The 25,869-nt window shown below is 43.0% G+C and carries 24 protein-coding genes and 1 other annotated feature; of the genes, 6 read left to right on the top strand and 18 right to left on the bottom strand.

The window, feature by feature from the left end; genetic code table 11:
• Both IGJ05_RS11925 and IGJ05_RS11920 read right to left on the bottom strand, forming a co-directional pair.
• Positions 1 to 1,260, bottom strand: a complete 1,260-nt coding sequence (locus IGJ05_RS11925; RefSeq protein WP_005228299.1) for a UDP-N-acetylglucosamine 1-carboxyvinyltransferase — start codon at positions 1,258 to 1,260, stop codon at positions 1 to 3.
• A 173-nt stretch (positions 1,261 to 1,433) separates the two neighbouring features.
• The gene (locus IGJ05_RS11920; RefSeq protein ID WP_005228297.1) at positions 1,434 to 2,303 is read right to left on the bottom strand and encodes a class II fructose-bisphosphate aldolase; all 870 of its coding nucleotides are present in this window, start codon (positions 2,301 to 2,303) and stop codon (positions 1,434 to 1,436) included.
• A gap of 368 nt (positions 2,304 to 2,671) precedes the next feature.
• Here IGJ05_RS11920 and IGJ05_RS11915 point away from each other — a divergent pair, with 368 nt between their 5' ends.
• Complete coding sequence (locus tag IGJ05_RS11915) at positions 2,672 to 3,127, top strand: YehR family lipoprotein (RefSeq protein WP_005233973.1); 456 nt, start codon at positions 2,672 to 2,674, stop codon at positions 3,125 to 3,127.
• 263 nt (positions 3,128 to 3,390) lie between these two features.
• Here the strand turns inward: IGJ05_RS11915 and IGJ05_RS11910 are convergent, their stop codons facing one another.
• The 5 genes from IGJ05_RS11910 to lacG all read right to left on the bottom strand — a co-directional run bounded on the left by IGJ05_RS11910 (position 3,391) and on the right by lacG (position 10,599).
• Entirely contained in the window at positions 3,391 to 4,998 is a 1,608-nt protein-coding gene (locus IGJ05_RS11910; RefSeq protein ID WP_060791466.1) for a CTP synthase, read from the bottom strand.
• A 525-nt stretch (positions 4,999 to 5,523) separates the two neighbouring features.
• Complete coding sequence (locus IGJ05_RS11905) at positions 5,524 to 7,155, bottom strand: glycoside hydrolase family 53 protein (protein ID WP_081116040.1); 1,632 nt, start codon at positions 7,153 to 7,155, stop codon at positions 5,524 to 5,526.
• A gap of 15 nt (positions 7,156 to 7,170) precedes the next feature.
• A complete protein-coding gene (locus IGJ05_RS11900; protein WP_010749966.1) occupies positions 7,171 to 8,844 on the bottom strand; it encodes a PTS lactose transporter subunit IIBC in 1,674 nt (557 codons plus the stop codon).
• A gap of 12 nt (positions 8,845 to 8,856) precedes the next feature.
• Positions 8,857 to 9,174, bottom strand: coding sequence for a PTS lactose/cellobiose transporter subunit IIA (locus tag IGJ05_RS11895; RefSeq protein WP_010749967.1), 318 nt, complete (start codon positions 9,172 to 9,174; stop codon positions 8,857 to 8,859).
• A 24-nt stretch (positions 9,175 to 9,198) separates the two neighbouring features.
• On the bottom strand, positions 9,199 to 10,599 hold the full coding sequence (gene lacG, locus IGJ05_RS11890) for a 6-phospho-beta-galactosidase (RefSeq protein ID WP_010749968.1): 1,401 nt from the start codon (positions 10,597 to 10,599) through the stop codon (positions 9,199 to 9,201).
• 236 nt (positions 10,600 to 10,835) lie between these two features.
• Here lacG and IGJ05_RS11885 point away from each other — a divergent pair, with 236 nt between their 5' ends.
• Positions 10,836 to 11,621 (top strand): DeoR/GlpR family DNA-binding transcription regulator, encoded by a 786-nt coding sequence (locus IGJ05_RS11885; RefSeq protein WP_010749969.1) that lies wholly within the window; start codon positions 10,836 to 10,838, stop codon positions 11,619 to 11,621.
• Positions 11,622 to 11,623: 2 nt separating this feature from the next.
• Positions 11,624 to 12,316, top strand: coding sequence for an HAD family hydrolase (locus tag IGJ05_RS11880; protein ID WP_010749970.1), 693 nt, complete (start codon positions 11,624 to 11,626; stop codon positions 12,314 to 12,316).
• 71 nt (positions 12,317 to 12,387) lie between these two features.
• Here the strand turns inward: IGJ05_RS11880 and IGJ05_RS11875 are convergent, their stop codons facing one another.
• The 8 genes from IGJ05_RS11875 to IGJ05_RS11840 form a co-directional block, all read right to left on the bottom strand.
• The gene (locus IGJ05_RS11875; RefSeq protein ID WP_005228270.1) at positions 12,388 to 13,095 is read right to left on the bottom strand and encodes a zinc metallopeptidase; all 708 of its coding nucleotides are present in this window, start codon (positions 13,093 to 13,095) and stop codon (positions 12,388 to 12,390) included.
• 94 nt (positions 13,096 to 13,189) lie between these two features.
• Positions 13,190 to 13,522 (bottom strand): zinc ribbon domain-containing protein YjdM, encoded by a 333-nt coding sequence (locus IGJ05_RS11870; protein WP_266167170.1) that lies wholly within the window; start codon positions 13,520 to 13,522, stop codon positions 13,190 to 13,192.
• A 183-nt stretch (positions 13,523 to 13,705) separates the two neighbouring features.
• Positions 13,706 to 14,365: a methionine ABC transporter permease gene (locus tag IGJ05_RS11865; RefSeq protein WP_010749973.1), complete on the bottom strand. Its 660-nt coding sequence runs from the start codon at positions 14,363 to 14,365 to the stop codon at positions 13,706 to 13,708.
• Positions 14,358 to 15,383 (bottom strand): methionine ABC transporter ATP-binding protein, encoded by a 1,026-nt coding sequence (locus IGJ05_RS11860; protein WP_010749974.1) that lies wholly within the window; start codon positions 15,381 to 15,383, stop codon positions 14,358 to 14,360. The genes IGJ05_RS11865 and IGJ05_RS11860 overlap by 8 nt, the downstream gene beginning before the upstream one ends.
• Positions 15,384 to 15,397: 14 nt before the next feature.
• Positions 15,398 to 16,255 carry a MetQ/NlpA family ABC transporter substrate-binding protein gene (locus IGJ05_RS11855; protein ID WP_266167169.1) on the bottom strand — a complete coding sequence of 286 codons (858 nt, stop codon included), beginning with the start codon at positions 16,253 to 16,255 and terminating at the stop codon, positions 15,398 to 15,400.
• 50 nt (positions 16,256 to 16,305) lie between these two features.
• Positions 16,306 to 16,540: a binding site (T-box leader), on the bottom strand.
• Between the two features lie 92 nt (positions 16,541 to 16,632).
• Positions 16,633 to 17,466: a diaminopimelate epimerase gene (gene dapF / locus IGJ05_RS11850; protein ID WP_010749976.1), complete on the bottom strand. Its 834-nt coding sequence runs from the start codon at positions 17,464 to 17,466 to the stop codon at positions 16,633 to 16,635.
• A 23-nt stretch (positions 17,467 to 17,489) separates the two neighbouring features.
• Positions 17,490 to 18,806 carry a diaminopimelate decarboxylase gene (lysA, locus tag IGJ05_RS11845; RefSeq protein ID WP_005228260.1) on the bottom strand — a complete coding sequence of 439 codons (1,317 nt, stop codon included), beginning with the start codon at positions 18,804 to 18,806 and terminating at the stop codon, positions 17,490 to 17,492.
• Between the two features lie 4 nt (positions 18,807 to 18,810).
• Positions 18,811 to 19,980, bottom strand: coding sequence for a M20 metallopeptidase family protein (locus tag IGJ05_RS11840; RefSeq protein ID WP_081116039.1), 1,170 nt, complete (start codon positions 19,978 to 19,980; stop codon positions 18,811 to 18,813).
• Positions 19,981 to 20,202: 222 nt separating this feature from the next.
• Here IGJ05_RS11840 and dapA point away from each other — a divergent pair, with 222 nt between their 5' ends.
• Genes dapA through dapD form a run of 3 tightly spaced genes read left to right on the top strand, consistent with a single transcriptional unit; the run spans position 20,203 to position 22,579 of the window.
• Positions 20,203 to 21,084 carry a 4-hydroxy-tetrahydrodipicolinate synthase gene (gene dapA / locus IGJ05_RS11835; RefSeq protein ID WP_008380503.1) on the top strand — a complete coding sequence of 294 codons (882 nt, stop codon included), beginning with the start codon at positions 20,203 to 20,205 and terminating at the stop codon, positions 21,082 to 21,084.
• A gap of 13 nt (positions 21,085 to 21,097) precedes the next feature.
• On the top strand, positions 21,098 to 21,853 hold the full coding sequence (dapB, locus tag IGJ05_RS11830) for a 4-hydroxy-tetrahydrodipicolinate reductase (protein ID WP_005233953.1): 756 nt from the start codon (positions 21,098 to 21,100) through the stop codon (positions 21,851 to 21,853).
• A gap of 12 nt (positions 21,854 to 21,865) precedes the next feature.
• Positions 21,866 to 22,579: a 2,3,4,5-tetrahydropyridine-2,6-dicarboxylate N-acetyltransferase gene (gene dapD / locus IGJ05_RS11825; RefSeq protein ID WP_081116038.1), complete on the top strand. Its 714-nt coding sequence runs from the start codon at positions 21,866 to 21,868 to the stop codon at positions 22,577 to 22,579.
• A gap of 140 nt (positions 22,580 to 22,719) precedes the next feature.
• Here dapD and IGJ05_RS11820 read toward each other — a convergent pair whose 3' ends face one another.
• Genes IGJ05_RS11820 through IGJ05_RS11810 form a run of 3 tightly spaced genes read right to left on the bottom strand, consistent with a single transcriptional unit; the run spans position 22,720 to position 25,780 of the window.
• On the bottom strand, positions 22,720 to 23,673 hold the full coding sequence (locus IGJ05_RS11820) for a DHH family phosphoesterase (protein ID WP_081116037.1): 954 nt from the start codon (positions 23,671 to 23,673) through the stop codon (positions 22,720 to 22,722).
• A gap of 54 nt (positions 23,674 to 23,727) precedes the next feature.
• Positions 23,728 to 25,059, bottom strand: coding sequence for a DRTGG domain-containing protein (locus IGJ05_RS11815; RefSeq protein WP_005228249.1), 1,332 nt, complete (start codon positions 25,057 to 25,059; stop codon positions 23,728 to 23,730).
• A gap of 37 nt (positions 25,060 to 25,096) precedes the next feature.
• On the bottom strand, positions 25,097 to 25,780 hold the full coding sequence (locus IGJ05_RS11810; RefSeq protein WP_016609392.1) for a metal-dependent hydrolase: 684 nt from the start codon (positions 25,778 to 25,780) through the stop codon (positions 25,097 to 25,099).
• Between the last annotated feature and the right edge of the window lie 89 nt (positions 25,781 to 25,869).

The raw sequence follows: 25,869 nt of genomic DNA, 5'->3' as shown, positions 1-25,869 counted from the left end.
TTACTCCTCTATCATTTGAATATCAGCTCCAAGAGCCGTTAGTTTTTCGATGATATGATCATAGCCGCGCAAAATATACTCGACATTAAAGACGCTGGTCGTGCCAGTCGCCATCAATCCGGCAATGACAAGGCAAGCTCCTGCTCGTAAATCAGAAGCGACAACTTCTGCTCCGTGCAATTGGCTCGGTCCGCTAACAAAAATCATGTTGCCTTCTGTCGTTGCTTGTGCGCCCATTCGTGCTAATTCAGGAATATGGTTGACCCGTTTGGCGTAAATCGTGTCCATGATCTCCGATGTTCCGTTTGCTTTTAGCAATAATGGTGTGATCGGCTGTTGCAGGTCTGTGGCAAATCCTGGATAAGGATAGGTTTTCACAGTCGCTGGTTTCAAGTCTTTTGAGGGATGCACATAGATTTCATCTTCGCTGATATCCATTCGTACGCCAATTTCTTCCAATTTCGCAATGTAGCTTTCTAAATGCTCATAAATCACATTTTTGACAGTAATGCCTTCCCCCGCTGCTGCGGCTAAAGAAAGGTAGGTTCCTGCTTCGATCCGGTCTGGAATGATGGAATGGCGACAACCGTGCAATTCTTCCACGCCTTCGATACGAATTTCATTGGTACCTGCACCTCTGATTTTCGCCCCCATATTATTTAAAAGGGTCGCAACATCAATGATCTCAGGTTCTCGTGCGGCATTTTCAATGATCGTTTTGCCTTTGGCTTTTACTGCTGCCAGCATCACATTGATGGTTGCTCCGATGGAGACCATATCTAGGAAGATCCGTTCGCCAGTCAAGCCTTCTTCTTCGGTACGCAAATACATAGCACCATGTTCGTTGGTGACTTTTGCGCCAAGTGCTTCGAAGCCTTTGATATGCAAATCGATTGGTCGCGGACCTAAGAAGCAGCCGCCAGGCAATCCAACGACGCCTTCACCAAACTTCGCCAACAATGCCCCCATGAAATAGTAAGAAGCTCGTAGACTATTGATTTTTCCGTTAGGCATCGGGATCGAAACGATGTTTGTCGGATCGATCTCTAGCGTATTGTTTTCAAAATGGGTCTTCACACCCATGATTTCGATAATCTCAATTAATGAGTGCACATCTTGAATGTCAGGCACTCCTTCTAAAATGACCGGTGAATCAGCTAAGATCGCTGCCGGGATCAATGCGACAGCACTGTTTTTTGCGCCGCTAATGGTGACTTCACCTTTTAAGGGACGATTGCCGTTGATGACAATTTTTTTCATGGAATTCCACCTATACTCTTTTTTAATTTATGTGTACCATTCCAATTTTAGCACAGATCACTCAAAGAAAAAAGATGCAGGATATTTTTGATCCCCGCATCAAGAATATTTTCTTGGAAAGCAAAAAAACTCTTAGAATCGGTGATTCTAAGAGTTTTGATCTTTGATTAAGATTAAGCTTTACCAGCTGAACCGAACCAGTCGATGTGTTCTTCTGCATCTTTAACGATTGCAGCAACACCTGGTGCTAATAATTTACGAGGGTCGAATCCTTTACCTTCTTTATCTTTGCCAGCTTCGATGTATTCACGAGTTGCTTTAGCAAATGATAATTGGAATTCAGTATTTACGTTTACTTTAGAAACACCCATTGAGATTGCTTTTTCGATTTGGTCTTGAGGAATACCAGAACCACCGTGTAATACTAATGGTACATCAGAACCTACTGCATCAGCGATTGCTTGTAAGTGGTCAAAAGCAAGGCCTTTCCAGTTTTCAGGGTATTGACCGTGAATGTTACCAATTCCGCAAGCTAGGTAATCAATACCAGTTGCAACCATTTGTTTACATTCTTCGATGTCAGCTAATTCGCCAGAACCGATGATTCCATCTTCTTCTCCGCCGATTGAACCAACTTCACACTCAACAGAAACGCCTTTTGCGTGTGCTTTTTCGACAACTTCTTTAGCCAATTTCAAGTTTTCTTCAAATGGTAAGTGAGAGCCATCAAACATAACAGAAGTGTAACCAACTTCGATACATTCCATTGCTGCATCATAATCACCGTGGTCTAAGTGGATTGCAACTGGAACAGTGATGTTCATTGAATCAACCAAGTTTGTAACGATGTCTTTAGCAACTTTGTATCCGCCCATATATTTGGCAGCACCCATTGAAGTTTGGATTAGAACTGGCGCTTTTTTCGCTTCAGCAGCTTTTAAAATCGCTTGTGTCCATTCTAAGTTGTTTGTGTTGAATCCGCCGACTGCATATCCGCCTTGACGAGCAGCTTTTAAGAATTCAGCTCCTGATACTACTGGCATAAAAAATTCCTCCTAAGTTTTGAAAAACTTTATTTGTTAAGCAATGCTTAACCGACAATGCTATTTTAGCAAAGATTTGCGGTATTTGCTACTAAAAAGAGGAATTTCTCTTTTCAAAAAAAGATTGCACAAATATAAAAATCCAGCATTTTCATCATCTTTTCTGAAAGTCTAGGATTCTGTAAGGTTTTGCTCTTCTGTCTGTGGTCGTTAGATAACAAATCGGCATGTGAAAATTCGAGAAAAATTTCACATATTTTTTCGTTATTTTATCATAATCTTCCAGCAAATCCTTTCTTCTTCTCTTTTGAGCATAAGAATAGCCTTGTGAAAGCGGCTATATTATTATGTAAAAAAGGAGGGATAAAATGAAAAAAGCGCTTATTGGATTTTTGGCAGTCATCGGAGTTCTTTTCTTGGCAAGCTGTAGCTCGGGGGCCAAGGAAGAAACCAAAACATTCACAATGGATCAAAATGGGGTTTCGATGGAACTGGTCTTCACTTATGAAGGCGATAAAGTAAAAACTCAGACTGCGAACAATGTCATGCCTTATTCAGCGATCGGGGTAACGACTAAAGAAGAAGCACAAACCGTGCTTGATCCGATTGCAGAACAGTATCAGCAAGTCAAAGGGTTGGACTATTCCCTCGACTATACAGATAGTGAAGCGACTGAATCATTGACCATCAATTATGATGAGTTGGATTATGATTCAGCGAAACAATTGCCTGGGGTTAGTTTCGAAGGAAACACCGAAAATGGGATCAGCATGGAACGTACAGAGGAAATGCTCTTAGATCAAGGGTATAAGCTAAAAGAATAATCCTCTCTAGGCACCAGCAAATCAACATGGGTTTCCCGCTGGCGGATTTCATTCAAACTGCTAGCGAAAAAAATAATGCATCAGCCAAAAACTTCCGGTCGTTTTGACGGAAGTTTTTTGTGTGCAGAAATGGATACCTTCTACCAACGCTCATGCAAGTTTCAACCTTTTACGGACTACTGGGATGGCGCAACTCAAAAAAACTCCCCATCTTGAGATGAGGAGTTTCGCACATTCATTGCTTGGTTTGCCGCTAGCGATTATTATGGTTGGCGGTTATCCAATGAAGCTCCAACAAAGGCTTTGATCAAGCGTTGTGGGCGAGTTGGACGAGAAATCAATTCTGGGTGGAATTGGCAACCCACGAAGAATTTGTTTTCTGGGATCTCAACGATCTCAACCAAACGATTGTCTGGTGATACACCTGAGAAAACCATCCCGTTTGCTTCAAAGATTTCACGGTATTTGTTGTTGAATTCATAACGATGACGGTGACGTTCTTGAACAACTTCTTCTCCGTCATAAGCTGCAGCTGTTTTGGTGCCTTTTTTCACTTTACATGGGTACAAGCCTAAGCGCAATGTCCCACCTAAGTTTTCGATGTTTTCTTGGTCAGCCATCAAATCAATGATGTTGTTGGCTGTTTCAGGATCGGTTTCTGCGGAATTGGCATTTTCCAAGCCAACGACATTGCGGGCATATTCCACACAAGCCATTTGCATCCCTAGACAAATCCCTAAGAATGGCACATCGTTTTCCCGAGCATATCGGATCGCTTCGATTTTTCCTTCAATCCCGCGATCACCGAATCCACCAGGAACGAGAATACCGTCTACTTCACCTAAGTAAGAATCCACGTTTTCTCGTGTGATTTCTTGGGCTTTGATCCAATCGATCTCGATGTCAGCATCAAAGGCAAAACCAGAATGTTTCAAAGCTTCGACAACTGATAGATAAGCATCTGGCAATTCCACGTATTTTCCGACTAATGCGATGCGTACTTTTTTCTTCAAATTCAGTACCTTTTCTTCCAATGCTTGCCACTCGGTCATGTCAGCAGCTGGTGCAGTCAGTTTCAAATGATCACACACGATTTGATCCATGCCTTGCGCTTGCAGTGCCAATGGGATCGAATAAAGGGTCTCAACGTCACGAGATTCGATCACGGCTTCTGGTGCCACGTCACAGAATTGTGCCAATTTGTTTTTCGTTGATTGTCCTACGGGTTGTTCTGTCCGAACGACCAAGATATTTGGTTGAATCCCTAAGCCGCGCAGTTCCTTCACACTATGTTGTGTCGGTTTGGTTTTCATTTCGCCTGCTGCTTTCAAATAAGGAATCAGCGTCGTATGGATGTACATCACATTGTCTGAACCTACGTCTGCCTTCATTTGACGCAAAGCTTCTAGAAATGGTAATGATTCAATATCCCCTACTGTACCGCCGACTTCTGTAATGATCACATCTGAATCAGTCATTTTGGCTGCCCGCATGATTTTTTCTTTGATCTCGTTGGTGATATGCGGGATCACTTGAACAGTCGCGCCTAAGTATTCTCCTTTACGCTCTTTCCGCAAAACTTCTGAATAGATTTTTCCAGTTGTTACATTTGAGTATTTGTTCAAATTGATATCGATAAAGCGTTCATAGTGACCTAAGTCTAAGTCGGTCTCTGCTCCATCATCGGTTACGAATACTTCACCATGTTGGTATGGGCTCATCGTTCCTGGATCGACGTTGATGTACGGATCGAATTTTTGAATCGTTACTTTCAAGCCGCGATTTTTCAACAGACGTCCTAATGATGCTGCTACGATCCCTTTACCAATAGAAGAAACCACACCGCCGGTTACAAAAATATATTTTGTCATAAACTGAAAAACTCCTTTAATCTATTTTACAGGAAAAGCATTTAGAAAATAATAAAAGCTCCCTATCCATAAATGAATAGGGAGCGAAAATTCTAAATCACTTTCTGACTCTTGTAAAGAGTGCCCAAACAGAATGATACATTCTCACCTAGCAAATGTCAAGAAAACTTTATTTGATTTTTTCAGAAAAAAACGAAGTTTCCAGACAAACCGCTTTACTTATTGATACAGCTGGTTCCTTCTTTTTCTCGACTAAATTCTATGGTTATTCTTTCTTAAACAACCTTCATGTTTTCTGCACAACTTTTTGCAAATTTTTCATTGCTTCTTACGAAATCGTTGAACTCTCTTTGGCATAATACAAAGTGTAGATGAAGTCTGGCGCTTTACTCGTTTTGGTAAAAATGATCGGAACGTATTTCTGGTTATTTTTGGCAAAGACGAGGTGCAGGTTCGATTCCTGCCTTCTACGCTAGTGATGCGGTTGAAAGGGAGCTCTGAGGATCAATCGCAGCAATCCTTAGACTATTGTTTCACCAACGAAACAAAATCAACGTTCGTCCAAGCATTTGCTGAAGCCTTGCTATAAACCCCGATTTCACAAACACCTGTTGTAATTGGAATGTCTTTGATTGTAATTTTTGTCCATTCACTGGTTTTATCAACCGCAGTATTTAGTTCCGCTCCACCATAATTTTTGATATATAACTGATTGGTATCAAACTCTCCCCCAGACATTACGTAGGCACTCAATGTGTAAGTTCCATCGCTGATGCCACTAATATTTTGATAAGCTGATGCCTCGTAAGCTTGGTCCTTCCAAAAAGTTAATTTGTAGTCTCCAAAAAAAGTCCCTGCTTCCGTTTTGATCGTACCTTCAGCTGTTCCTTGTTGAAACCACGTTTGCCAATCAGAAGGACTGGTCGTTGGTCCATCGCTCTCGAAACTTGCATTTTTAACCAGATTTGTTTGCGTCCCTGCTTGTTTAAACGCACGCAAGCTTGGCAAGGCGTTTCCAGCAAAATCAAACATCGCCTGGTTGTCCCATTCGTTTCCCATAGTGGATTGAACACCGAGATAATTCATACCTGCTTGTGTTGCCCAACTCACGTTTCCGTTGTACCAAAGAGGTTCCCAGTAAAAGAAGCCCGCCCCGCGATCATTCGGCACCGCTTGAATACGATCGGCTAGATCCAGCAAATACTCTGCTTGTCCTGACGGCGTTGGTTCATATCCCCCCGCCGCTGCTTCGGCTTCGCCAAAGGCATTTGGCATAGTATCTGCATTCGCTGTTGTATGCCCATAAGCTGTTTCAACTACGATCACTTCTTTGCCATACCGTTGACTGATCGTATTCATATTGGTTTGAAGTTCATTCATTGAACCGTGCCAATACGGATAATACGATACTCCAATTAAATCAAATGACACACCCCGACTGGTGATTTCATCAAACCACCAAGTAAATGCTCCTGTATCGCCACCATCAGCTAAGTGGAGCATTACTGGAGTTGTTTTAGGTTGAGTGTCTCGAACAGCTTGGACACCAGACTTCAAAAAAGTAGCCAATCGATCAAACTCTCCCCCGTCTTCTCCCCAAGACTTGCCATAAGGCCAGAGCATGCCACTATTCAGTTCATTGCCGATCTGAACCATATCAGGATAAACGTCTAGCTGCTTCATTTCCGACAGAACGTTCTTTGTATAGTCATACAATGCCGTATTCATTTCTTCAAAGTTCAGATCTTGCCACGCTTTAGGAACATTCTGTTTCCCAGGATCAACCCAAAAATCACTGTAATGGAAATCTAGCAACACGTTGAGTCCAAGACTTTTTGCTCGTTTTGCAAGGGCAATCGTCGTTTCCAGATCATTTGTCCCTGCCCCATAACTTTCTCCGTTACTATTATAAGGATCCTGCCACAAACGCAGTCGAACATAGTTGACACCATTATTTTTTAGAATCTCTAAGGCATCTTTTGAAATACCATCTTCATAATATTTTGCACCAGATTTTTCCATATCTGACAAGATTGAAATATCTGCTCCGCGAATAAACTCGCTGGCAGATGCTTCAACTGTTTTTGAAACAGCCCCCAAAGTCCCTATCACAGCTGCAAATAAAGCGACTTTACGCAACCAAGCTCCCTTTTTCATTCATTTGCTCCTCCTTTATTGAAATTGGCTCAGAATAAATTGAACGGCTTTTTCAGGATCTCTCGTTAATCCGATATATTCTGCTCCTTTTGTCGCAACCAGCTTGATTCCTAAGCGATCGGTATCTTCTTTGATATCATCATAGTAAGAATTGACTTGCGGTGCTAAGACCACCATATCAAAATCCTTCAGCATTTCGTAATGAGAACCATAAGCACCCGCCATTGCACTGATCGGTGCTTTCGATTCAGATGCACCTTCTTTTAAAGCATTAGCTAACATCGCACTTGTCCCTGCTCCAGCACAAAGCACCAACACATTGATTTCTTTATTTGTATCGCTGATAATTTGTCTCGCTGCCACAGGTACTTCCTCACGTATAGCAGCAGAAGCACCTTCTTCGGTTGCGATCACTTCCGCTTTTTGTGCTTCTTGCTCTACTAAAACAGCATCGTATGCTTTACAAAATGGTAGATAGATCAGGAAGTCAACGACGATTAGAACCGCTGCTAAAACAAAGGCTAACACCCCCATGCCTGTTCCTAGAACCAAACCGATCGGTGCCGGAGTTGCCCAAGGTAAAACGTACATAAAACTGTTCATGCCTAGCACATCGACAAAAAACTTAAACAAGCAAACGTTTACAACTGGTGTTAACAAAAACGGAATGAAAAAATAAGGATTCAAAATCATGGGTGCTGCAAACAACAATGGTTCATTGACAGCAAAACTTACTGGAATAAAGGAAGCTTTCCCGACTGCCTTCAATTGTTTAGACTTAGCAAAGAGTAAGAAGATAAAAGGAACGACCAATGTGGCCCCAGTTCCTCCCATAGTTCCTACAAAATTTCCTAAACCGACTGTCAGTACTTTTGAAGCTTGCTCACCGGAATTGAACAATTGCAGATTGGTTTCCACATTGGCATAGATAATTGCTGCAATTGCTGGTTCCACGATCGACGGTCCATGAACACCGACAAACCAAAATAGCGCCATCGCTCCCCAGATAATAGCGATTCCTAAATAACCGTCGGCTGCTGTGAATAATGGCTGCAGCACAGTAATGATTGCTTCTGCAAATGAGATTTGGAAAATTTGCCGAATACCTAAATCAATTAAAACGGCCGCAAATACTGAAAAAGAGAAAGGAAAAATATCTCGGAAGGTTTGCGAAATCGTACCAGGAACTTCTTTAGGCATCTTAATGGTAATATCTTTCAGCACACAAAACTTATATAAATTAACTGTTAAAAATGCAGCGACAAAGGACGCCAAAAGCCCCTTTGTCCCCATGTATTCCGTTGAAAATCCGCCTTCGATTGGAGAGACGCTTAACAACAGGAAACTTACCACAGAAGCCAGCATCACAGAAGTCGTGTTGATTACTTTGTTTTTCGGTAAGCGGCGATTCATCGAATCAGCCAAGCAGCGAGCAGTGGTTGCTGAAACAAGTAACCCTACAACCCCCATCGAATAATTATAGACTTTCCACAACCAAGTGGAGACAGCTTCAGGCCATTGGTAACCAAAAATCTCAGGAACCGCAGCAATCAAAATGAATATGCTTGAGAATAAAATAGCCGGCATCGCTGTTAAAAATCCGTCACGAACGGCTCCCAGATAACTATTGCGTGAGATTTTTTCAAAAAACGGTTTCCCTTTTTCGATTTGTTTAATGATTCCATCCATAGCGTTCTTCTCCTATCCTTGATTCTGCTTGTACAGTGCAATAAAGTCTTGAATCAGATCTCTCAGCAACAAAGTGGTCATTAAATGATCCTGTCCATGGATAAAAATGAATCCCATCTCCATCTCTTTTCCCGATGCTTCTTCCGCTAAAATTTTCGTTTGCGAATTGTGTGCAAGGGTTAAATTTTCGTCGGCTTCTTTCAGTGCTGAATCAACATGCTCAAAGTTCCCTTGTCTTACTTCTTTCAATAATTTCAATAATGTACTGCGAGCGTCCCCTGAATAAGCAACGATCTCAAAACCAAGCATTTGTAATTCCTCTTTATTCATCTTTTCTTCCTCCATTATTACTTATTAAATAATCGTTTTGGTTTCACTAACTAATTTGTACCAGTATGCTGACTCTTTCGGGTAACGCTTCTGGGTTTCAAAATCAACATAAAACAAGCCATACCTTTTGTTATACCCATTTGTCCATGAGAAAAGATCCATAAGCGACCACAAAAAATATCCCTTCACATTTACCCCAGCTGTTATCGCCTTGCTTAAGGATTCCAAATAGACTCTCAAATAGTCGATTCTCGGCTGATCCATAATGATGCCATCTTCAAACTGGTCTTTATACCCCATGCCGTTTTCAGTGATATAGATTTTGTTGTAATGCGGGTAATCGCTTTTAATTCGCAACAACAAGTCATAAAGCCCTTCTGGATAAATCAGCCAGTCCCAATCTGTTCGAGGAATTCCTTCTTTATAAATGCGTTCTCCGATCCCCTTCACTTTATAAACAGAGGTCCCTTTTTCACCCGTGCCATTATGATGGATCGCGTTTTCTCCATCGTAAGCTTTGACAAAATGGCATTGGTAGTGATTGATCCCTAAATAGTCATTACGCGTGGAGGCTTTTTTCAATTCGACAAAATCTTCTTCAGGAAAATGATAGCTGGCCTGATTTGCTTCACATATCTCATCAAGAGCAGTCAAGGTTTCAGTTGAATAATAGCCTAAATAAGTAGCATCTAATAAGAAGCGGATCGACAATGCATCGTCTAAAAAGGCTGCATGCTTATCTTCTGGAGCATCTGTTGCCGCATATTTCGTCTCCAATGAGTGAACGACACCGATTTCGCCTGGAAGTTCGTTTTCTTTGAAATAGTTCACTACACGTGCATGGGCAACCATCATATTATGAAGACAGGCGATGATTTTTGTAAAATCATATTTGATTCCTGGCGGGAAAACGCCTAACAAATATTGATTGGTCGCAACAGGATAGATTTCATTAAAGGTACTCCACACTTTCACTTCTTTGAATTCATGAAAACAAAAAATGGCATAGGAAACGAATGCTTCTATTGTTTCTCGATTCAAAAAATCTCCCTGGTCAAACAAACGTTTAGGGGTATCAAAATGATGCAATGTCACAAACGGCGTTACGTTTCTTTTCGCACATTCTTCGAACACACGATGATAAAAAGCGATTCCTTCTGGGTTCGGTTCCCCATCACCATCAGGAAAAATTCGACTCCATGCAATGGATAATCTTAGCCCATTCACACCAAATCGTTCACACAATTCAATATCCTTTGCATATTGATGATAAAAATCACTTGCCGGATCGGGACTGAATCTACCCTGTTCCTCTAAAAAATCATCCCAAGCAACAGCGCCTTTGCCGCCTTCCTTAGTGGCTCCTTCAACCTGATAGGCTGCTGTGGCTCCACCAAAAATAAAATCTTCTGGTAATTTAAGCATGTACATCTCTCCTCAAATCTATAATCAGTTTCCACACTTTCTAACTGATTGAATTGTAATCGCATCCAAAACATTTGTCAACAAAAACAAACATAAATAATCACAAAAATCGAAAAAAATGATAAAAACCATTGAAATAAACATGTATCACGCAAATAATTGTTTGTTTTTGTTTGAAACAGATTGACTGTTATCCGATTATATGGTAGATTATCCTTAAATTAGAGGTGAAGACGATGCTGAAAAAAGAAAGATTGTTTACTATCGTAGAAATGGTCAATAAAAAAGGAATCCTTACCGTTAATGAAATCATCAATCAATTAGATGTTTCTGATATGACCGTTCGCAGAGATTTAGATGAATTAGAAAAATCGGGCAAGCTGCTACGTGTCCATGGAGGGGCGCAAAGTCTTTCCTACACTTTAGATCAAGAACTTTCTCACACCGAAAAAGCCACTCTGCAGATTCAAGAAAAAAAAGAAATTGCTGCCGCAGCAGCCTCCTCAATTCAAGAAGGCGAAACAATTTTTTTAGGACCAGGTACAACAATCGAACTTTTGGCGACCCATTTACTGAACAAGAAAATTCGGATTATTACAAACAATTACCCGGTTTTTGATATTCTTGCGCAAGCAGATGGACCAGAAATTTTACTAATTGGTGGTGATTTCCGTAAAAATACCGGCGCATTTGTTGGACCAATCACCAACGACAATTTAAGAAGACTAAAGTTTACAAAAGCATTTATCAGTTCAAATGGCGTTCACAACGAAGCAATTTCTACTTACAGTACAGAAGAAGGAGAAGCGCAGCAGATCGCATTAAATAATTCTCGCAAGAAATATCTGCTCGTTGATAACAAAAAGTTCAATCGCGATGATTTTTATGTGTTTTATAATTTACATGATTTCGATTTACTCATTACGGATCGCCAGATCTCGCGAGAGGTTCAAGAGCACTATGCACAATATGTCGATCTGCAAATTGCTGATTCAACCGAAAATACCACTATAGGAGCGTAACTATGAAAGGGATTATTTTTGATTTCAACGGAACAATGTTTTTGGACTCTCATCTACATGAAGCTGCTTGGCTGCACATGATTCATGATCATACAAAAGATGGTTTATCAGATGAGGATATTTTAAAAAATATCCATGGTCGAACGAATACGGAGATTTTAAAACATTTCATTTCAGAACATTTGACCGCCTCTGAGATCGCCGTATTGTCAGAAGAAAAAGAAAGCTATTATCGTATGCTTTGCTTGCAAAATAAGAACGATCTCCAATTGACAAAGGGGCTTGAAGCGACTCTTGATCAGCTGACTGACCAGCAGATTCCATTAACGATCGCCACCGCTACTGTTAAAGAGAATGTTGCTTTTTATTTTGATACTTTCGATTTAGCTCGCTGGTTTGATTGGGATAAGATCGTCTATGACGATGGCTCTTTTCCTGGAAAACCGCAACCGGATATTTTTCTTAAAGCGGCTGGCAAATTGGGCTTAGCTCCTGCAGATTGTCTTGTTATCGAAGATGCTTATTCAGGTTTGCTTGCTGCCAAGCGTGCTGGGATTGGAACAATTATCGCAATTGATCCATTCGGTAAGAATAAATCAGTATTTGAACAGGCACAGCTAAATAAAGATGGAACCATCAAAGATTTTACTGATTTTTGGACAGAGCACCTGTCAAAAGTTTTCGTTAAATCATAATATTCCATACAAAAAGCGGCTCAACCAAGAAATCTTGATTGAGCCACTTTGTTATTATTTGTTTCCATTTTCTAATTCCGACGGTTGTTATTACCGAATAAAATAATCAAACGTAAGAGCTGCAATAAGGTTGCTACGGCAGCTGCGACATACGTCAACGCTGCGGCAAAGAGCACTCTTCTTGCTTGTGGTACTTCATCTTCTGTTAACAAGCCACCATCTGCCAAAATACGGATCGCCCGTTTTGAGGCATCGAACTCGACTGGCAAGGTCACTAATTGGAAAATAAACGCCAATGAGAAAGCCAACAAGCCTAAGTTGATCAGAAACGATCCTCGTAATAGGACCCCAATCAAAATCAATGGGATCGAGATGCTGGTTCCGATATTAGCGATCGGTACGATCGCATGACGCAAACGCAAAGGAAAATAACCTTTGGCATCTTGGACTGCGTGTCCACACTCATGGGCCGCAACACCGATTGCTGCTACCGAAGTTGATTGTGCAGTGGATTGCGATAAACTCAGCATTTTGTTGCCAGAATTGTAATTATCCGTCAAATCACCAGCGATCGCTTGCACACCCACATTATTGATTCCTTGGCTTTGCAAGATGTACTGCGCCGCTTTTGTGCCGGTAATATTATTTTTACTTCTGACTTTGTCATATTTGTTAAAGGTACTTTTGACGTACGCTGACGCTGCTAGCGAAATCACCATACCGATAATTACAAGAATGAAAGTCGGGTCATAAAAAAAGCCGAACCCGTATCCGCCCATACCATACACGATAAAATTCCCCCTTTTAATCTTTGACCTTATTTTACCATTAAAGTGGTGAAAAAATTATGAAGATGACTGGAAGATTTTGTTTTTAACCTTTTTTTACAAATTCTGATTTTAGTTTCATTGCGCCGAAGCCATCGATCTTGCAATCAATGTTGTGGTCGCCTTCGACTAATTTGATGTTTTTCACTTTCATTCCTTGTTTGATGGCGTCAGATGCGCCTTTGACTTTCAAGTCTTTGATGACCGTTACTGTATCGCCATCGACTAAAATATTGCCGTTGGCATCTTTATATACGGGTGCTTCTTCCATCGCTTGTTGCTCTTGCCATTCGTTTCCGCATTCAGGACAAACAAACAGCCCACGGTCTTCATAAGCGTATTCAGATTGGCAATTTGGACAGTTAGGAATTTGAGTCATAGTGTTGCTCCTTTAAAATATAATTTTCGCTGTAAAAAAACAACTCACCATCAGCATACCGAAAAACCATTAGAGGTGCAACCAAAAATCAGTGACCTGTAAGTAAAAAAAATCGCTTCTGTAGAGTAATAACAGAAGCGATAACTCAAGTGTATTCGAAAAGGAACTACAAAGCGTTGGATATTATTTTGAGAAATGATTCGCACAAGCATCGCCGACCCACTGGATGATTTGTACCAGAAGAATCAGCAGGAGAATCACCACAATCAAAATCGCCGTTTCATAGCGATAATAACCATACTGAATTGCTAAATCGCCAATGCCGCCTGCGCCAATTGTTCCCACCATCGCTGAGTAGCCTAAAAGACTGATCAAAGTTAGCACAAATCCACGAATCAAAGCTGGCAGACTTTCTGGTAAAATCACTTCGCGAACGATCTGTCCCGTCGATGCTCCAGAAGCGACGCTGGCTTCAAGGACGCCATAGTCGATTTCGGCAAATGCGGATTCAGCGATTCGGGCGTAAAAAGGAATCGCGGCAATCGATAAAGCAATCGCACCACCCGCTGGGGTATAAGGATCACCGATCAGCATCGCTGATAACGGAATCAGCGTAATCAATAAGATCAAAAATGGCAGCGAACGGATTGCATTGACGACAAAATCGGCCAGATGATGCAAGAAAATATTTTTATGAAAAAGGTTACTGCCGACTAAAAACAGGACTAATCCAATTAATAAGCCGAAAACTACTCCTATAATTGCTGAGGTCCCCACCATAAAGAATGTTTCCCATAGTGCTTGAGGCAGGTTTGTTTTTAAAATCTCAATCGTTTCAGCCATTTTTCTCACCTATCTTTCTTAGAGAAAAGACGTTCGCAGCTAAGTGTTCTTGGGCTTTTGCTGCTTCTTCGGCAGGTCCCGTCAAATAGATATACAAAATACCGATCACATCTTTTTTGATATACTCAATTTTCCCATGGATGATATTGATCGACACATCGTAGGCTTTCGCTACAGTCGAAATCAGCGGTTCTAACGTATACTCACCTTGGTAGCGCAATTCCAGCAAGTCGCCTTGCGTGAAAGATGCTAGAATCTCTTCAGGAAGCGTCAGATCCAAGTAGCGGCCTACCAGTTTTTTCGTAATAGGCTGTTTAGGCTGACTGAACAAGCCATAGGTCGTTTGTTCTTCAACGATGCGCCCCTTTTCCATCACTGCCACCCGATCAAAAAACTTACGGGCAACATCCAATTCATGAGTGATAAAGACGATGGTGATGCCTGTCTGTTCCTTGATTCGGATCAATAATTTCAAAATTTCTTCAGTCGTTTCAACATCTAACGCACTGGTAGCTTCGTCACACAACAAAATCTCAGGTTCGTTGGCAATCGCTCGTGCAATGCCGATTCGTTGCTTTTCTCCCCCAGACAAATTATTCGGATACTCGTGAATTTTGTGAGGCAGATCCACCATTTCCAACAGTTCCTTGATCCTCGCTTCTTGCTGATCTTTCGGATAATCACCAGCGCGCAAAGCAAAGGCTAAATTTTCCTTGATGGTTCGATTATGGATCAGATTGAAATGCTGAAAGATCATCCCGATTTTTTGTCGTACTTCACGCAAGTGTTTGCCTTTGGCTTGCGTGATGTCTTGACCATCAATCAGAATTTGACCGCTAGAGGGCACCTGCAGTAGATTCAACGTACGAACCAAGGTACTTTTCCCAGCCCCGCTCAATCCGACGATCCCGTATACTTCTCCAGCTTGAACGGAAAAATCAACGGAATCCACTGCTTTTTTGATTTGTTTTTTATGAGTGAATGTCACTGATACTTGTTTTACTTCTATTTTTGCCATAAGATATGCCCTTCTTACTCAGTCCAAAATTTCGGTTGATCAAAGTTGCTGAACGGTGATTCGGCAATCGCTTCTTTAAATGCATCACTTTCTAATACTTCCGTAACTGCCTTAGCAAAATCACTGTCTTCTTCTTCGGTGGACACCACAAAGACATTTTTATATTCTTCTTTCAACGACTCCAACGCCAAAGCATCTGCAGGATCAAGAGAAGCTGCCCAAGCGAAGTTTCCTGGTACTAAAGCTAAATCGACTGTATCTAACGAACGAGCCAATTGGGCTGTGTCTAATTCTTTAAATGTCAGATTCTTCGGATTTTCTTCGATATCATTCACCGTTGACTTCGTTTCGTCGATATTGTCTGCGATGGTGATCAACTCATTGGCAGCTAACAGTTGCAAGGTCCGAGCTAAATTTGAGGCATCATTGGCAATCGAAACAGTCGCCCCGTCTGCTAACTCATCCAAGCTGGACAGTTGCTTCGAATAGATGCCCATTCCCAATGTTGGCACTTTTTGTAATGCCGTAAGAGATAACTGGTTATCTGCCGAAAATTTTTCTAGATAGGCCGTATGCTGAAACAAATTGGCATCGATTTGGCCATTCGCCAAGGCATTGTTCGGCTGAATATAATCATTAAACACTTTGGTCGTTAGTTGATACCCTTTTTCTTCCAGTAATGGAGAGATCATCTCTGTCACCATATCGCCATATGGTCCTGGTGCCACTCCAACGACTTTTTCTTCCACTGCATCTACACTGTTTTCAGCAGACTGTGTATCCTCTGTGCTGCTAGTATTGCCACAAGCTGCCAATGTAATTAAGACAGCAGCAGCAACTAACCCAACGATTCCCTTTTTCAACTGTTTCATTTTTTAGTTCCCCCTTTTTATAATAAAAAAACGTCCTTTCTCCATCATAGAGAAAGGACGAAACAACCATGTTCGTGGTACCACCTTTAATTCATTGGCACAAGCTGCCAACCTTATCAGTTTATCAACTGCTTTGCTGTAACGGGCAATCCCGCTGCACGCTTGCTTTTGCTCACGTCCAAACGCTCCAAGGCCATCTTCAGTCAAACGGCTGTGCTCTTTCTCACCAATCCGAGCTCTCTGATCCAATCGAAACTGACTTACTCTTCTTATCATCGCGTGTTTTTAAGTTGTGTTTAACTATACGATAGCCTCAAATGAATGTCAATTCTTTTTTTCACGAAAATATCATCTTTTTGCAATAATTTTCACAGTGTTTACAGAGCCAAATTCTCATCTAAAATCAAGCCTTCAGATACCATAACCGCATCGCCGATCAATTCTAATGCGCCCTGATCAACATCAACTTCTACCGTTAACTCGCCACCCAACACGTGCAGCAAGACATTCGCTGCCGATTGCTGGTGACGTTTGGTCACGACATACGCAGTGGCACCAGAACCTGTGCCGCACGCATAGGTAAAACCTTCCACCCCTCGTTCATACGTGCGAACGATCAGATCACCCTTGTCATCTTCTTCATAGAAATTGACATTCGCCCCTTTGGGAAAAACCTCCCAATAGCGTATCTCTTTGGCAAGTTCAGCCAGCTGTTCCAACTCAGTTTCTGCCAGACCAGGATAGTGAACCACCGCATGAGGGATTCCTGGATCACCCAATTCCACATAGTCCACGAATGAAACCATTGGATTCGGGTACGCTTGATCAAATGTAGTCACGGTGGGTGGATTCAAGGTTACTTTGTAGTGTTTTGCCGACAAGCGCCATGCGGGGACATCGCCAGCAACTGTTTCGATGGTCATCTGCTCGCCAGCAATTCCCTTCTCAAAGGCATAACGGGCAATACAGCGAGCGCCGTTGCCGCACATTTCTGCTTCGGTCCCATCAGCATTGTAAAACCGCATCCGAAAATCAGCGGTTCCTGTGGGAAAATCCACAGCCATGACTGCATCCGCGCCAACAGAAAATTTCCGATGGCAAACCTGAGCAGCAAATTGCGACAGTTGTTCATGGGAGAATTTCAATGTGCGGTTATCGATTACGATAAAATCATTTCCTGCACCTTGCATTTTTGTATAAGGAATCGTCATGTTGTCACCTGCTTTTCAAAATTTTACTTGCTGGAAGCTCCCTCTTTTAGAAACGAAGGAACCACTTCATTTTGCAGCATTTGCTCGTAGGACTGGCGTTTAACGGCTAATTCCGCTTGGCCGTTTTCCACAAAGACGACTGCAGGAATCTGTAAATTATTGTAGCTGCTGGCCATCGAATAGCCATAAGCTCCTGTTGCGAACGTAGCAAACAGATCCCCAGTTTCAACGGGCGGTAATGCAAGGTCTTTTACTAAGATGTCCGTGCTCTCACAAGCTTTGCCAGAAATGGTGACCTTTTGTGTCGCAGCTTCGGAAGCGCGGTTGGCTAAGATCCCAGTGTAAGTTGCCTGATAAAGACCAGGACGAATATTGTCTGTCATGCCACCGTCAATGCTGGCGTATGTTCTGATTCCTGGCAATGTCTTGATACTGCCGATGGTGTGCAAACTGATACCTGCTTCTGCGACGATACTGCGCCCAGGTTCAATAACGATGGTCGGGCGTTCGCTCTGGTGCTGCGCATAAAAGGCGTCGATTTTTTCCATCACAGGATCTAAAAAGTAGCTGTAGGGTTGGCGAATATCTGCATCTGTGTATCGAACGCCAAAGCCGCCGCCAACATTTAGTTCTTTGATCCAATAATCAAAGCGTTCATGAATGGTTTGGACAAGGGCCAAAGCCGCATCAACTGCCGCTAGATGTGAGCGATTGTCCGACAATTGACTGCCGACATGAAAATGCAGGCCATAGAAATCCAATTCAGGAGCTTGAATCACTTCTTCCACTAACGGAAATAAGATTTCTTCATCTAAAGGAATCCCGAATTTCGAATCTTTTTGTCCGGTCGAGATAAATTGATGGGTGCTGACCGAAACCTCGGGTGTGATGCGCAACAAAATTTTAGCAACGACTTGCTTTTCTTGACATAACGCGCGGATCAAGCCGACTTCTTGAATGCCATCAACGATGATCCGTCCTACGCCATAATCAAGGGCAGCTGCTAATTCTTCAATCGATTTATTATTCCCGTTAAACTCGATGTGTTCTGCTGGAAAATCAGCTTGGATTGCTGTATACAGCTCTCCACCGCTAACCACGTCTAATGAGAGTCCTTCTGACTTGATCACTTGCAGCATTGCTGTGGTGCAGAAAGCTTTAGCGGCATAGGCTGCCCGTGTCTTGCTGTAGCGCGTCAAAAACTGCGCCTGAATCTTTTGGCATTCTTCGCGAATCTCCGAAACGGAATACACGTAAAGGGGGGTTCCGAAGGTTTTTGCCAGCTCAACAGTATCACAACCGTCAATGTATAAGTGATTGTTCTTGATTTCTTTTGCCATCGCTTTACTCCTTGTCTGTCGGCTCGTTCAATGCCTCGATCAAACGAACGTAGCATTCGATGCCTTGCAATAGATTTTTTTCGTCAAAATTCATTTTGCTGCTGTGTAAAGGGTGGACATAGCCTTTTTCTTCATTTCGGGTACCCACAAAGAAAAAGACACCTGGGATCTCCTTTTGGTACATCGAAAAATCCTCTGCCAACATATATGGTGGTGTTTCTCGGTAGCTCTCCCCGACCACTTTTTCCAACACTTCCACCATCTCAGGATCATTGTCCACGACACGATAAAGATGTTCGAATTCGACATCCGCCGTGCAATCATATCCTTTGGCGATTTCTTGTGCGACGGTGGTGATTCTGCGCGTCATCGTTTCATAGACTTCATCTTCAAACGCCCGCATCGTTCCTTTTAAAACGACCTTGCCGGGAATGATATTTTCCGCATCTCCCCCATAGATCTTCCCAAAAGTGATGACCCCAGCAGAAAGCGGGCTGATATTGCGTGAAATGATCGAATGCAATCCTTGAATAATCGCAGCCGCGGCTAAAATGGCATCATGTCCTTGATGAGGCTGGGCACCATGGGCACTCGTGCCGTTGATCGTTAGATTGATCTCGCCGTTACGGGCCATCATCGGACCTTTCCGACTCGCAATGACTCCTTCGGGAAAGTCTGGGAAGACATGCAGCCCCACGATTTTTTCCACGCCAAAATCTCGTAAGATGCCTTCATCGATCATCAATTGAGCGCCACCGGGGCTTTCCTCGGCTGGTTGGAAAATCAAAACGATCGTTCCACGAATCACTTCAGGATGTGTTGCTAAATATTTAGCAAACCCTAGCATCGTTGCCATATGGCCGTCATGACCGCAGGCATGCATTTTCCCTTCATGTTTGGAAACAAAGGAAACACCTGTCTCTTCTTTGATCGGCAGTGCATCGATATCCGTTCGAAAGGCCAGCGTCTTTCCTGGACGATCGCTGCGAAAGACAGCAATCAAGCCGGTTTCAATCACTGGATAGATTTCTTTGATTCCAAAGGATTGCAACTGACGCAGCAAGTATTCCTTTGTTTTGAACTCAGTTAACCCTAATTCAGGGATTGTATGTAATTCACGACGAAAACGAACCACGTCTTCGGTTAATTCTTTGACTGCTTGCGATACTTGCATGTTAAAACACCTTTCTATTCATTTCTTTTAAAAATATCCATAAAAACCAACGAATATTCAGTTTTTCATTGATATTGTTTAATATTATAGTATATAATTCGAATAATCTATAGTATAAATTGTCGAAATGTTTCGATTTTTATTGAAAAATTTACCCCTCGTTTTGGTACACTTATACGTAGAGTTACGAAAAATAAATTGGTTGAAAGGATGTGTCGTAGTTTGACAATATTCAAAGGTTCTGGCGTTGCGTTGATCACCCCTATGCTTCAAGATGGTTCGGTGGATTTCGATAAGCTGAAGGAGTTAGCGGAGTGGCATGTGCAGCAAGGAACGAATGCAATCATTGCATGCGGTACGACCGGTGAAGCATCCACGTTAGACGATGAAGAACATATCGCGGTGATCGAAGCGGTGGTAAAACAAGTTGCTGGTCGAATCCCAGTCATCGGCGGAACAGGCTCCAACAACACCCAACATGGGATCCATCTTTCAAAAGAAGCACAGCGCGTTGGTGCTGACGCATTATTGGTTGTAACACCCTACTACAACAAAGCGACCAAGAAAAGTTTAGTCGCTCACTATGAAGCAATCTGTCAAAGCGTTGAGCTGCCAGTGATCTTATACTCCGTCAGCTCAAGAACCGGCCTAAATTTAACACCTGAAGCTGTGGCAGAACTGAAAAAAATCCCTAATATCAAAGGCATCAAAGAAGCTAGCGGCGACATTTCGCAAATCGCAGAAATCGCTCGTCTTGCGGATGATGACTTTGCGATCTACTCAGGAAATGACGATCAAGTAACCCCAATTCTAGCTTTAGGTGGCTCTGGCGTGATTTCAACGATCGGCAATATCGCTCCGAAACAAACGGCACAACTCGTTGCTGATTTCTTAAATGGTGATGTAAAAGCCGCCATCAAAGAGCAATTGCGACAAAAACCGTTGATCGATGCGATTTTCAGTGAAGTAAATCCTGTGCCGATCAAAGCAGCGGTCTCCTTGCTAGGCAAATGCGAATTGCATTATCGTTTGCCTTTGGGTGTCCCAGAAGATGCGACCCTCGTTCATTTAGAAGAAGAAATGACCAATTACGGATTGCTGTAAGGAGGAGTTTTTGGTGAAACAGATTTTATTAAGCGGTGCAAACGGTCGTATGGGCAAAGTATTGCAAAGCCTGATCGCAAAGCACCCTCAGTTAGAAGTGGCCGCCGGCTTGGATCGTACCGAGCAATTAGATGGTCCCTTTCCGATCTATGATCGTCCAGAAAAAATCACGCAGCCGATCGATTTGGTGATTGATTTTTCTCATTATAGCAATGTCCCTGCCTTATTGAACTATTGTGTCGAACAGCAGCTGCCTATCGTGGTTGCTACAACTGGTTTGACGGAAGACACGCAGATGATGCTGCCGTTAGCTGCTAAAGTGATCCCAGTTTTCTATTCTGCCAATATGTCGTTGGGGATCAATGTACTGATCAAAGCACTACAAAGTATCACCCCCGCATTAGAAGCTGACTTTGACATTGAGATCATCGAAAAGCATCATAATCAAAAACTCGATGCACCAAGTGGTACAGCTTTGCTGTTGGCAGATAGTATCAATGACAGCTGCGAAACGAAAAAAGAGTATCTCTACGGGCGTGAAGGCAGTGATCTAGTAAATGATCGCAAGCAGATGGGCATCCATGCCGTTCGCGGCGGAACGATTCCTGGAGAACACATTGTCATCTACGCTGGGCAGGATGAAATCATTGAATTAAAACACACAGCGCTCTCCCGCGAAATCTTCGCCAATGGTGCGCTAAAAGCAGCGGAATTTTTAGCCGACCAACCAGCTGGTTTTTATTCCATGCAAAATCTAATCGACAAGTAAAGGTGGTCTCTCATGACAGAATTACAATTTTCCGATCCTTATCAATTAGCAAAATACATCAAAGAAGCAAATAAACAAACACCTGTAAAAGTCTATATCAATGGAGATCTTAGTAACGTCCAAGCAGATGGCATCCAATTGTTTGGTAACGGCACCTTCTATTTCGTGGTTGGTGACAGTCAAAAAGTGGCTGAGTTTTTAACCGCGCACCAAGACAAAATCACCGATCACTATCTGGAAAATGATCGCCGCAACTCAGCGATCCCTTTATTGGACTTGACGAAAGTCGATGCCCGTATCGAACCAGGTGCCTTTATCCGTGACCAAGCCATCATTGAAAAAAATGCCGTTATCATGATGGGGGCCGTGATCAACATTGGTGCCGTCGTTGGTGAAGAAACCATGATCGACATGGGTGCGATTTTAGGCGCCCGAGCAACCGTTGGGAAAAAAGCCCATATTGGCGCTGGTGCTGTCTTGGCTGGCGTTCTTGAGCCACCTTCAGCAAGCCCAGTCATCATTGAAGACAATGTTTTGATCGGTGCAAATGCTGTCATCCTTGAAGGCGTCCGTGTCGGCGAAGGTGCAGTCGTCGCTGCCGGTTCTGTGGTAACTGAAGATGTCCCTGCTGGAGCAGTCGTTGCTGGCTCACCAGCCAAAGTCATCAAAATGAAAGACGAGAAAACGAAAAGCAAAACCGAATTTTTAGACGATCTACGGGGCTAAACCGCGCTTTTCTCAAAAATAAACAAAAAAACGCAGTGCGGGTTCAGTGATGAGCCTGCGCTGCGTTTTGTCTAAAAAAGGGCGTGCCGAAAGCTTTTGGCACGCCCTTTTTCTATTGGCAAATGTTCTTGTAAAAGTGTTTATTCTGCTTGAAATTTTTTAATCGCTGCTTGGATCTCTTGATAGATCACGGCAACTTCTTCAAGGTCTTTTGCGTTTGCTCCACTGGCAAGGGGATGTCCGCCGCCATGATGGCGTTTGGCGATCTCATTGATCACTGGACCTTTCGAACGCATCCGCACCCGATAATAGCCTTCTGGTTGTTCGACAAAGATCGCCCAAGCCATCACTTCGTCGATTTTCCCTGGTAAGGAAACGACTGCTGAGGTTTCAGAATCCACTACGCCAAAACGCTGCTGCAATTCTTGTGATAGGATCACTTTGCCAGCACCAATCTCATCGATCTCGATGTTTTCGTAGACATACCCTGAAAGGCGAGCAACACTGCGAGAGACTTGATCCAATTGCCGATTGATCTTCGGTGCATCAAAACCGTAATCCAATAGTTCAGCCGCTAAGCGCAGCGTTGTCGCTGTCGTTGCCGGATATAAAAACCGTCCAGTATCACCAACAATGCCTGCATATAGCAGACGAGCCGCTTCTTGTGTCATCGTCAGTTCGTTTTGAAACATTTGCCAAAACGAAACGATCATCTCACTACAGCTGCTGGCTTTCGTATTGACCCAGACCAGCTCTCCGTAAGGCTCATCATTAGGGTGATGATCGATTTTGATCAATTTCGCCCCTTGATCATAGCGTTGGTCACTGACCCGTGGTGCATTGGCCGTATCTGTAACGATCACCAACGCTCCTTTATACAAATCATCAGGGATCGTCTGCATCAGCGCCAAGTAATCCAATCCTTCAACGGGTCCGCCGACTTGATAGATTTCTTTTTCGGGAAAACTAGCTCGTAAAATTTCTGCCAAGCCCACTTGTGATCCTAATGCATCTGGATCAGGGCGTTGGTGCCGATGGATAATGATTCGGTCGAATGCTTTGATTGTTGCAAGTATTTCTTCTTGTACCTTCATGAATGGTCTCAACTTTCTCTCTAAAATTTTTCCATAAGTGCCGTTTTCGATGATTTATGGGCGTTCCATTACTTGGCATACCACGATCGCTTTTGCCACTAAGGAATTTTCGATCGATACTTCGATATCGATTTTCGCCGAACGTCGCCCCAGTTCTAGAATCTTCGGTTGAATGATGATCTCGCTTTCTAATTGGATCAAACGGAAGTAATGCAGATTGACTTGCTCGATCCAACTATTGCGCCGTTGATTCAACTGCATGGTACGTTTTGCCGTATTCGCGATCACTTCACTCAAGACACCAAAAGAGATCGTTCCGACTTCATTGACCATTTGAGGCGTCACCGCAAAGCTGAAATGTGGCTGCGGCAATTTATTCCCTTCAAAATCTTGTTCGATGACTTGCATCTGTCCCGAGATTTGGTCTGAAATCGTATCTGAAATTTGTGTTTGTCGTTGGACCATCTGCATCGCTTTCATGATGTCTTGGCGTGTAACGATCCCAATCAAAGAAAGGTCATCTGCTACGACGGGCATCACTTCTAAGCCATCCCAAATCATCTGATGGCTGGCAGAGGCCACACTCATCTCTTTTTTTACGACCCGTGGTTCCCGGGTCATGATTCGTTCGATGATCTGCGTGTCAGGCTTTTCTAGGACATCTTTGGCTGTGATGATCCCAACGACCCGCATATTCTTGTTGACGACTGGATAGCGGGAGTGGTTGGTAGACTCCGAAAGCAGTTTGTAATCCTTGACCGTATCAAAGGTGTGTAGATACTTGGTTTTTTCCAATGGCATATAAATGTCACTCACCAGCATGATGTCCTTTTTGATCAGCTGGTCGCTCAAGGCACGGTTGATCATCGTTGCCACGGTAAAGGTGTCATAGGTCGTTTGTAAAATCGGCAGCTCCAATTCGTCTGCTAAGCGACAGATTTCCTCTGAGGTTTCAAAGCCCCCCGTGATCAAGACGGCTGCGCCATCTTCCAGTGCCAACTTGTGGACTTCGTTACGGTTTCCGACGATCACTAAGGAACCAGGCGTGATGTAGCGTTCCATTGCCGATTCCTTCATGGCGCCGATAACAAATTTGTTCAAGTCTTTGTCTAAACCGGCTGCGCCGCCCAAAACATCGCCTTCAATGATTTGGACGACTTCGCCGAAAGTTAGTTTTTCAATGTGTTTCTTTAGTTTCCGTTCAATCCGAATGGTTCCCACACGTTGGATCGTTGAAACCAAGCCGATATTTTCCGCATCTTTGATCGCCCGATAGGCTGTTCCTTCACTGACATTCAAGTCTTTTGCGATTCCCCGCACCGAGATGCGATCGCCTACAGGCAGATTCTCGATATGCGCTAAAATCAAGTCGTGTTTTGTCGCCATAATTATCCCCTATTCCTACTACGAATCTTCCTGTTGCTTAAACTTCTAATGTCTCACCGACTGCAAGGATCTGGCCCACACCTGCCGGCAATAAATTCACGAAGGTTTGCGGATCTTGCTTGATCATTGGAAACGTATTGTAATGGATTGGTACTACTTTGCTCGCGTTTAAAAGCGCCGCTGCTGTTGCAGCATCTTGAACGCCCATCGTAAAATTATCCCCGATCGGTAAAAACGCCACATCGATGTCGAAACGTTCACCGATCATCGCCATATCGCTAAAGAGGGCAGTATCGCCAGCGTGGTAGATGGTTTTGCCTTCTGCTTCTAGAATGATCCCCACTGGATTGCCCATATAGATCATCGTTCCGTCTTCTTCAAGACCAGAGCTGTGTTTCGCTTCCACCATTGAGATTTTGCCAAACGGGAACTCAAAAGAGCCTCCCATATTCATGCCATGCGTCTCAGTAACGCCTTTGCGGGCTGCATAGCGGCAAATTTCAACGACACTGATCACTGGTGCTTCATTTCTTTTGGCGATCGGCACCATGTCCCCAATATGATCGCTATGACCATGCGTGATCAAAAGCCAATCGGTTTCCACTGTGTCTGCATCCAAATCAGTCAGAGCATTTCCAGTAATAAAAGGGTCAAACAACAATTTTTGGCCATCCGCTAATTGGATAGCAAGCACCGAGTGTCCGTGATACGTAAGTTTCATACAACATTCCCCTTTCCATCTAAGTAATACAGTCTAATATTTTTCATTATAACAGATAACGCCAGAAATCCAAAAGCACAAATTCTGGC

Origin of the sequence: Enterococcus sp. AZ167, assembly GCF_051714025.1 — a bacterium.
Classification (GTDB): domain Bacteria; phylum Bacillota; class Bacilli; order Lactobacillales; family Enterococcaceae; genus Enterococcus_D; species Enterococcus_D casseliflavus.
The sequence above is the reverse complement of the archived record's forward strand: the minus strand, read 5'-3'. Positions and strand labels throughout refer to the sequence as shown.

Bases quoted from the DNA above. Each gene is read 5' to 3' on its own strand.
- IGJ05_RS11900 (WP_010749966.1), bottom strand. From the start codon at position 8,844: ATGGATGGAATCATTAAACAAATCGAAAAAGGGAAACCGTTTTTTGAA.
- IGJ05_RS11855 (WP_266167169.1), bottom strand. From the start codon at position 16,255: ATGAAACAGTTGAAAAAGGGAATCGTTGGGTTAGTTGCTGCTGCTGTC.
- IGJ05_RS11920 (WP_005228297.1), bottom strand. From the start codon at position 2,303: ATGCCAGTAGTATCAGGAGCTGAATTCTTAAAAGCTGCTCGTCAAGGC.
- IGJ05_RS11865 (WP_010749973.1), bottom strand. From the start codon at position 14,365: ATGGCTGAAACGATTGAGATTTTAAAAACAAACCTGCCTCAAGCACTA.
- lacG (WP_010749968.1), bottom strand. From the start codon at position 10,599: ATGCTTAAATTACCAGAAGATTTTATTTTTGGTGGAGCCACAGCAGCC.
- IGJ05_RS11925 (WP_005228299.1), bottom strand. From the start codon at position 1,260: ATGAAAAAAATTGTCATCAACGGCAATCGTCCCTTAAAAGGTGAAGTC.
- dapD (WP_081116038.1), top strand. From the start codon at position 21,866: ATGACAGAATTACAATTTTCCGATCCTTATCAATTAGCAAAATACATC.
- IGJ05_RS11885 (WP_010749969.1), top strand. From the start codon at position 10,836: ATGCTGAAAAAAGAAAGATTGTTTACTATCGTAGAAATGGTCAATAAA.
- IGJ05_RS11905 (WP_081116040.1), bottom strand. From the start codon at position 7,155: ATGAAAAAGGGAGCTTGGTTGCGTAAAGTCGCTTTATTTGCAGCTGTG.
- IGJ05_RS11910 (WP_060791466.1), bottom strand. From the start codon at position 4,998: ATGACAAAATATATTTTTGTAACCGGCGGTGTGGTTTCTTCTATTGGT.
- IGJ05_RS11840 (WP_081116039.1), bottom strand. From the start codon at position 19,980: ATGCAAGTATCGCAAGCAGTCAAAGAATTAACCGAAGACGTGGTTCGT.
- IGJ05_RS11860 (WP_010749974.1), bottom strand. From the start codon at position 15,383: ATGGCAAAAATAGAAGTAAAACAAGTATCAGTGACATTCACTCATAAA.
- IGJ05_RS11875 (WP_005228270.1), bottom strand. From the start codon at position 13,095: ATGGGCGGATACGGGTTCGGCTTTTTTTATGACCCGACTTTCATTCTT.
- IGJ05_RS11815 (WP_005228249.1), bottom strand. From the start codon at position 25,059: ATGGCGACAAAACACGACTTGATTTTAGCGCATATCGAGAATCTGCCT.
- IGJ05_RS11870 (WP_266167170.1), bottom strand. From the start codon at position 13,522: ATGACTCAAATTCCTAACTGTCCAAATTGCCAATCTGAATACGCTTAT.
- IGJ05_RS11810 (WP_016609392.1), bottom strand. From the start codon at position 25,780: ATGAAACTTACGTATCACGGACACTCGGTGCTTGCTATCCAATTAGCG.
- dapF (WP_010749976.1), bottom strand. From the start codon at position 17,466: ATGACGATTCCTTATACAAAAATGCAAGGTGCAGGAAATGATTTTATC.
- IGJ05_RS11820 (WP_081116037.1), bottom strand. From the start codon at position 23,673: ATGAAGGTACAAGAAGAAATACTTGCAACAATCAAAGCATTCGACCGA.
- IGJ05_RS11895 (WP_010749967.1), bottom strand. From the start codon at position 9,174: ATGAATAAAGAGGAATTACAAATGCTTGGTTTTGAGATCGTTGCTTAT.
- IGJ05_RS11880 (WP_010749970.1), top strand. From the start codon at position 11,624: ATGAAAGGGATTATTTTTGATTTCAACGGAACAATGTTTTTGGACTCT.
- IGJ05_RS11915 (WP_005233973.1), top strand. From the start codon at position 2,672: ATGAAAAAAGCGCTTATTGGATTTTTGGCAGTCATCGGAGTTCTTTTC.
- lysA (WP_005228260.1), bottom strand. From the start codon at position 18,806: ATGGCAAAAGAAATCAAGAACAATCACTTATACATTGACGGTTGTGAT.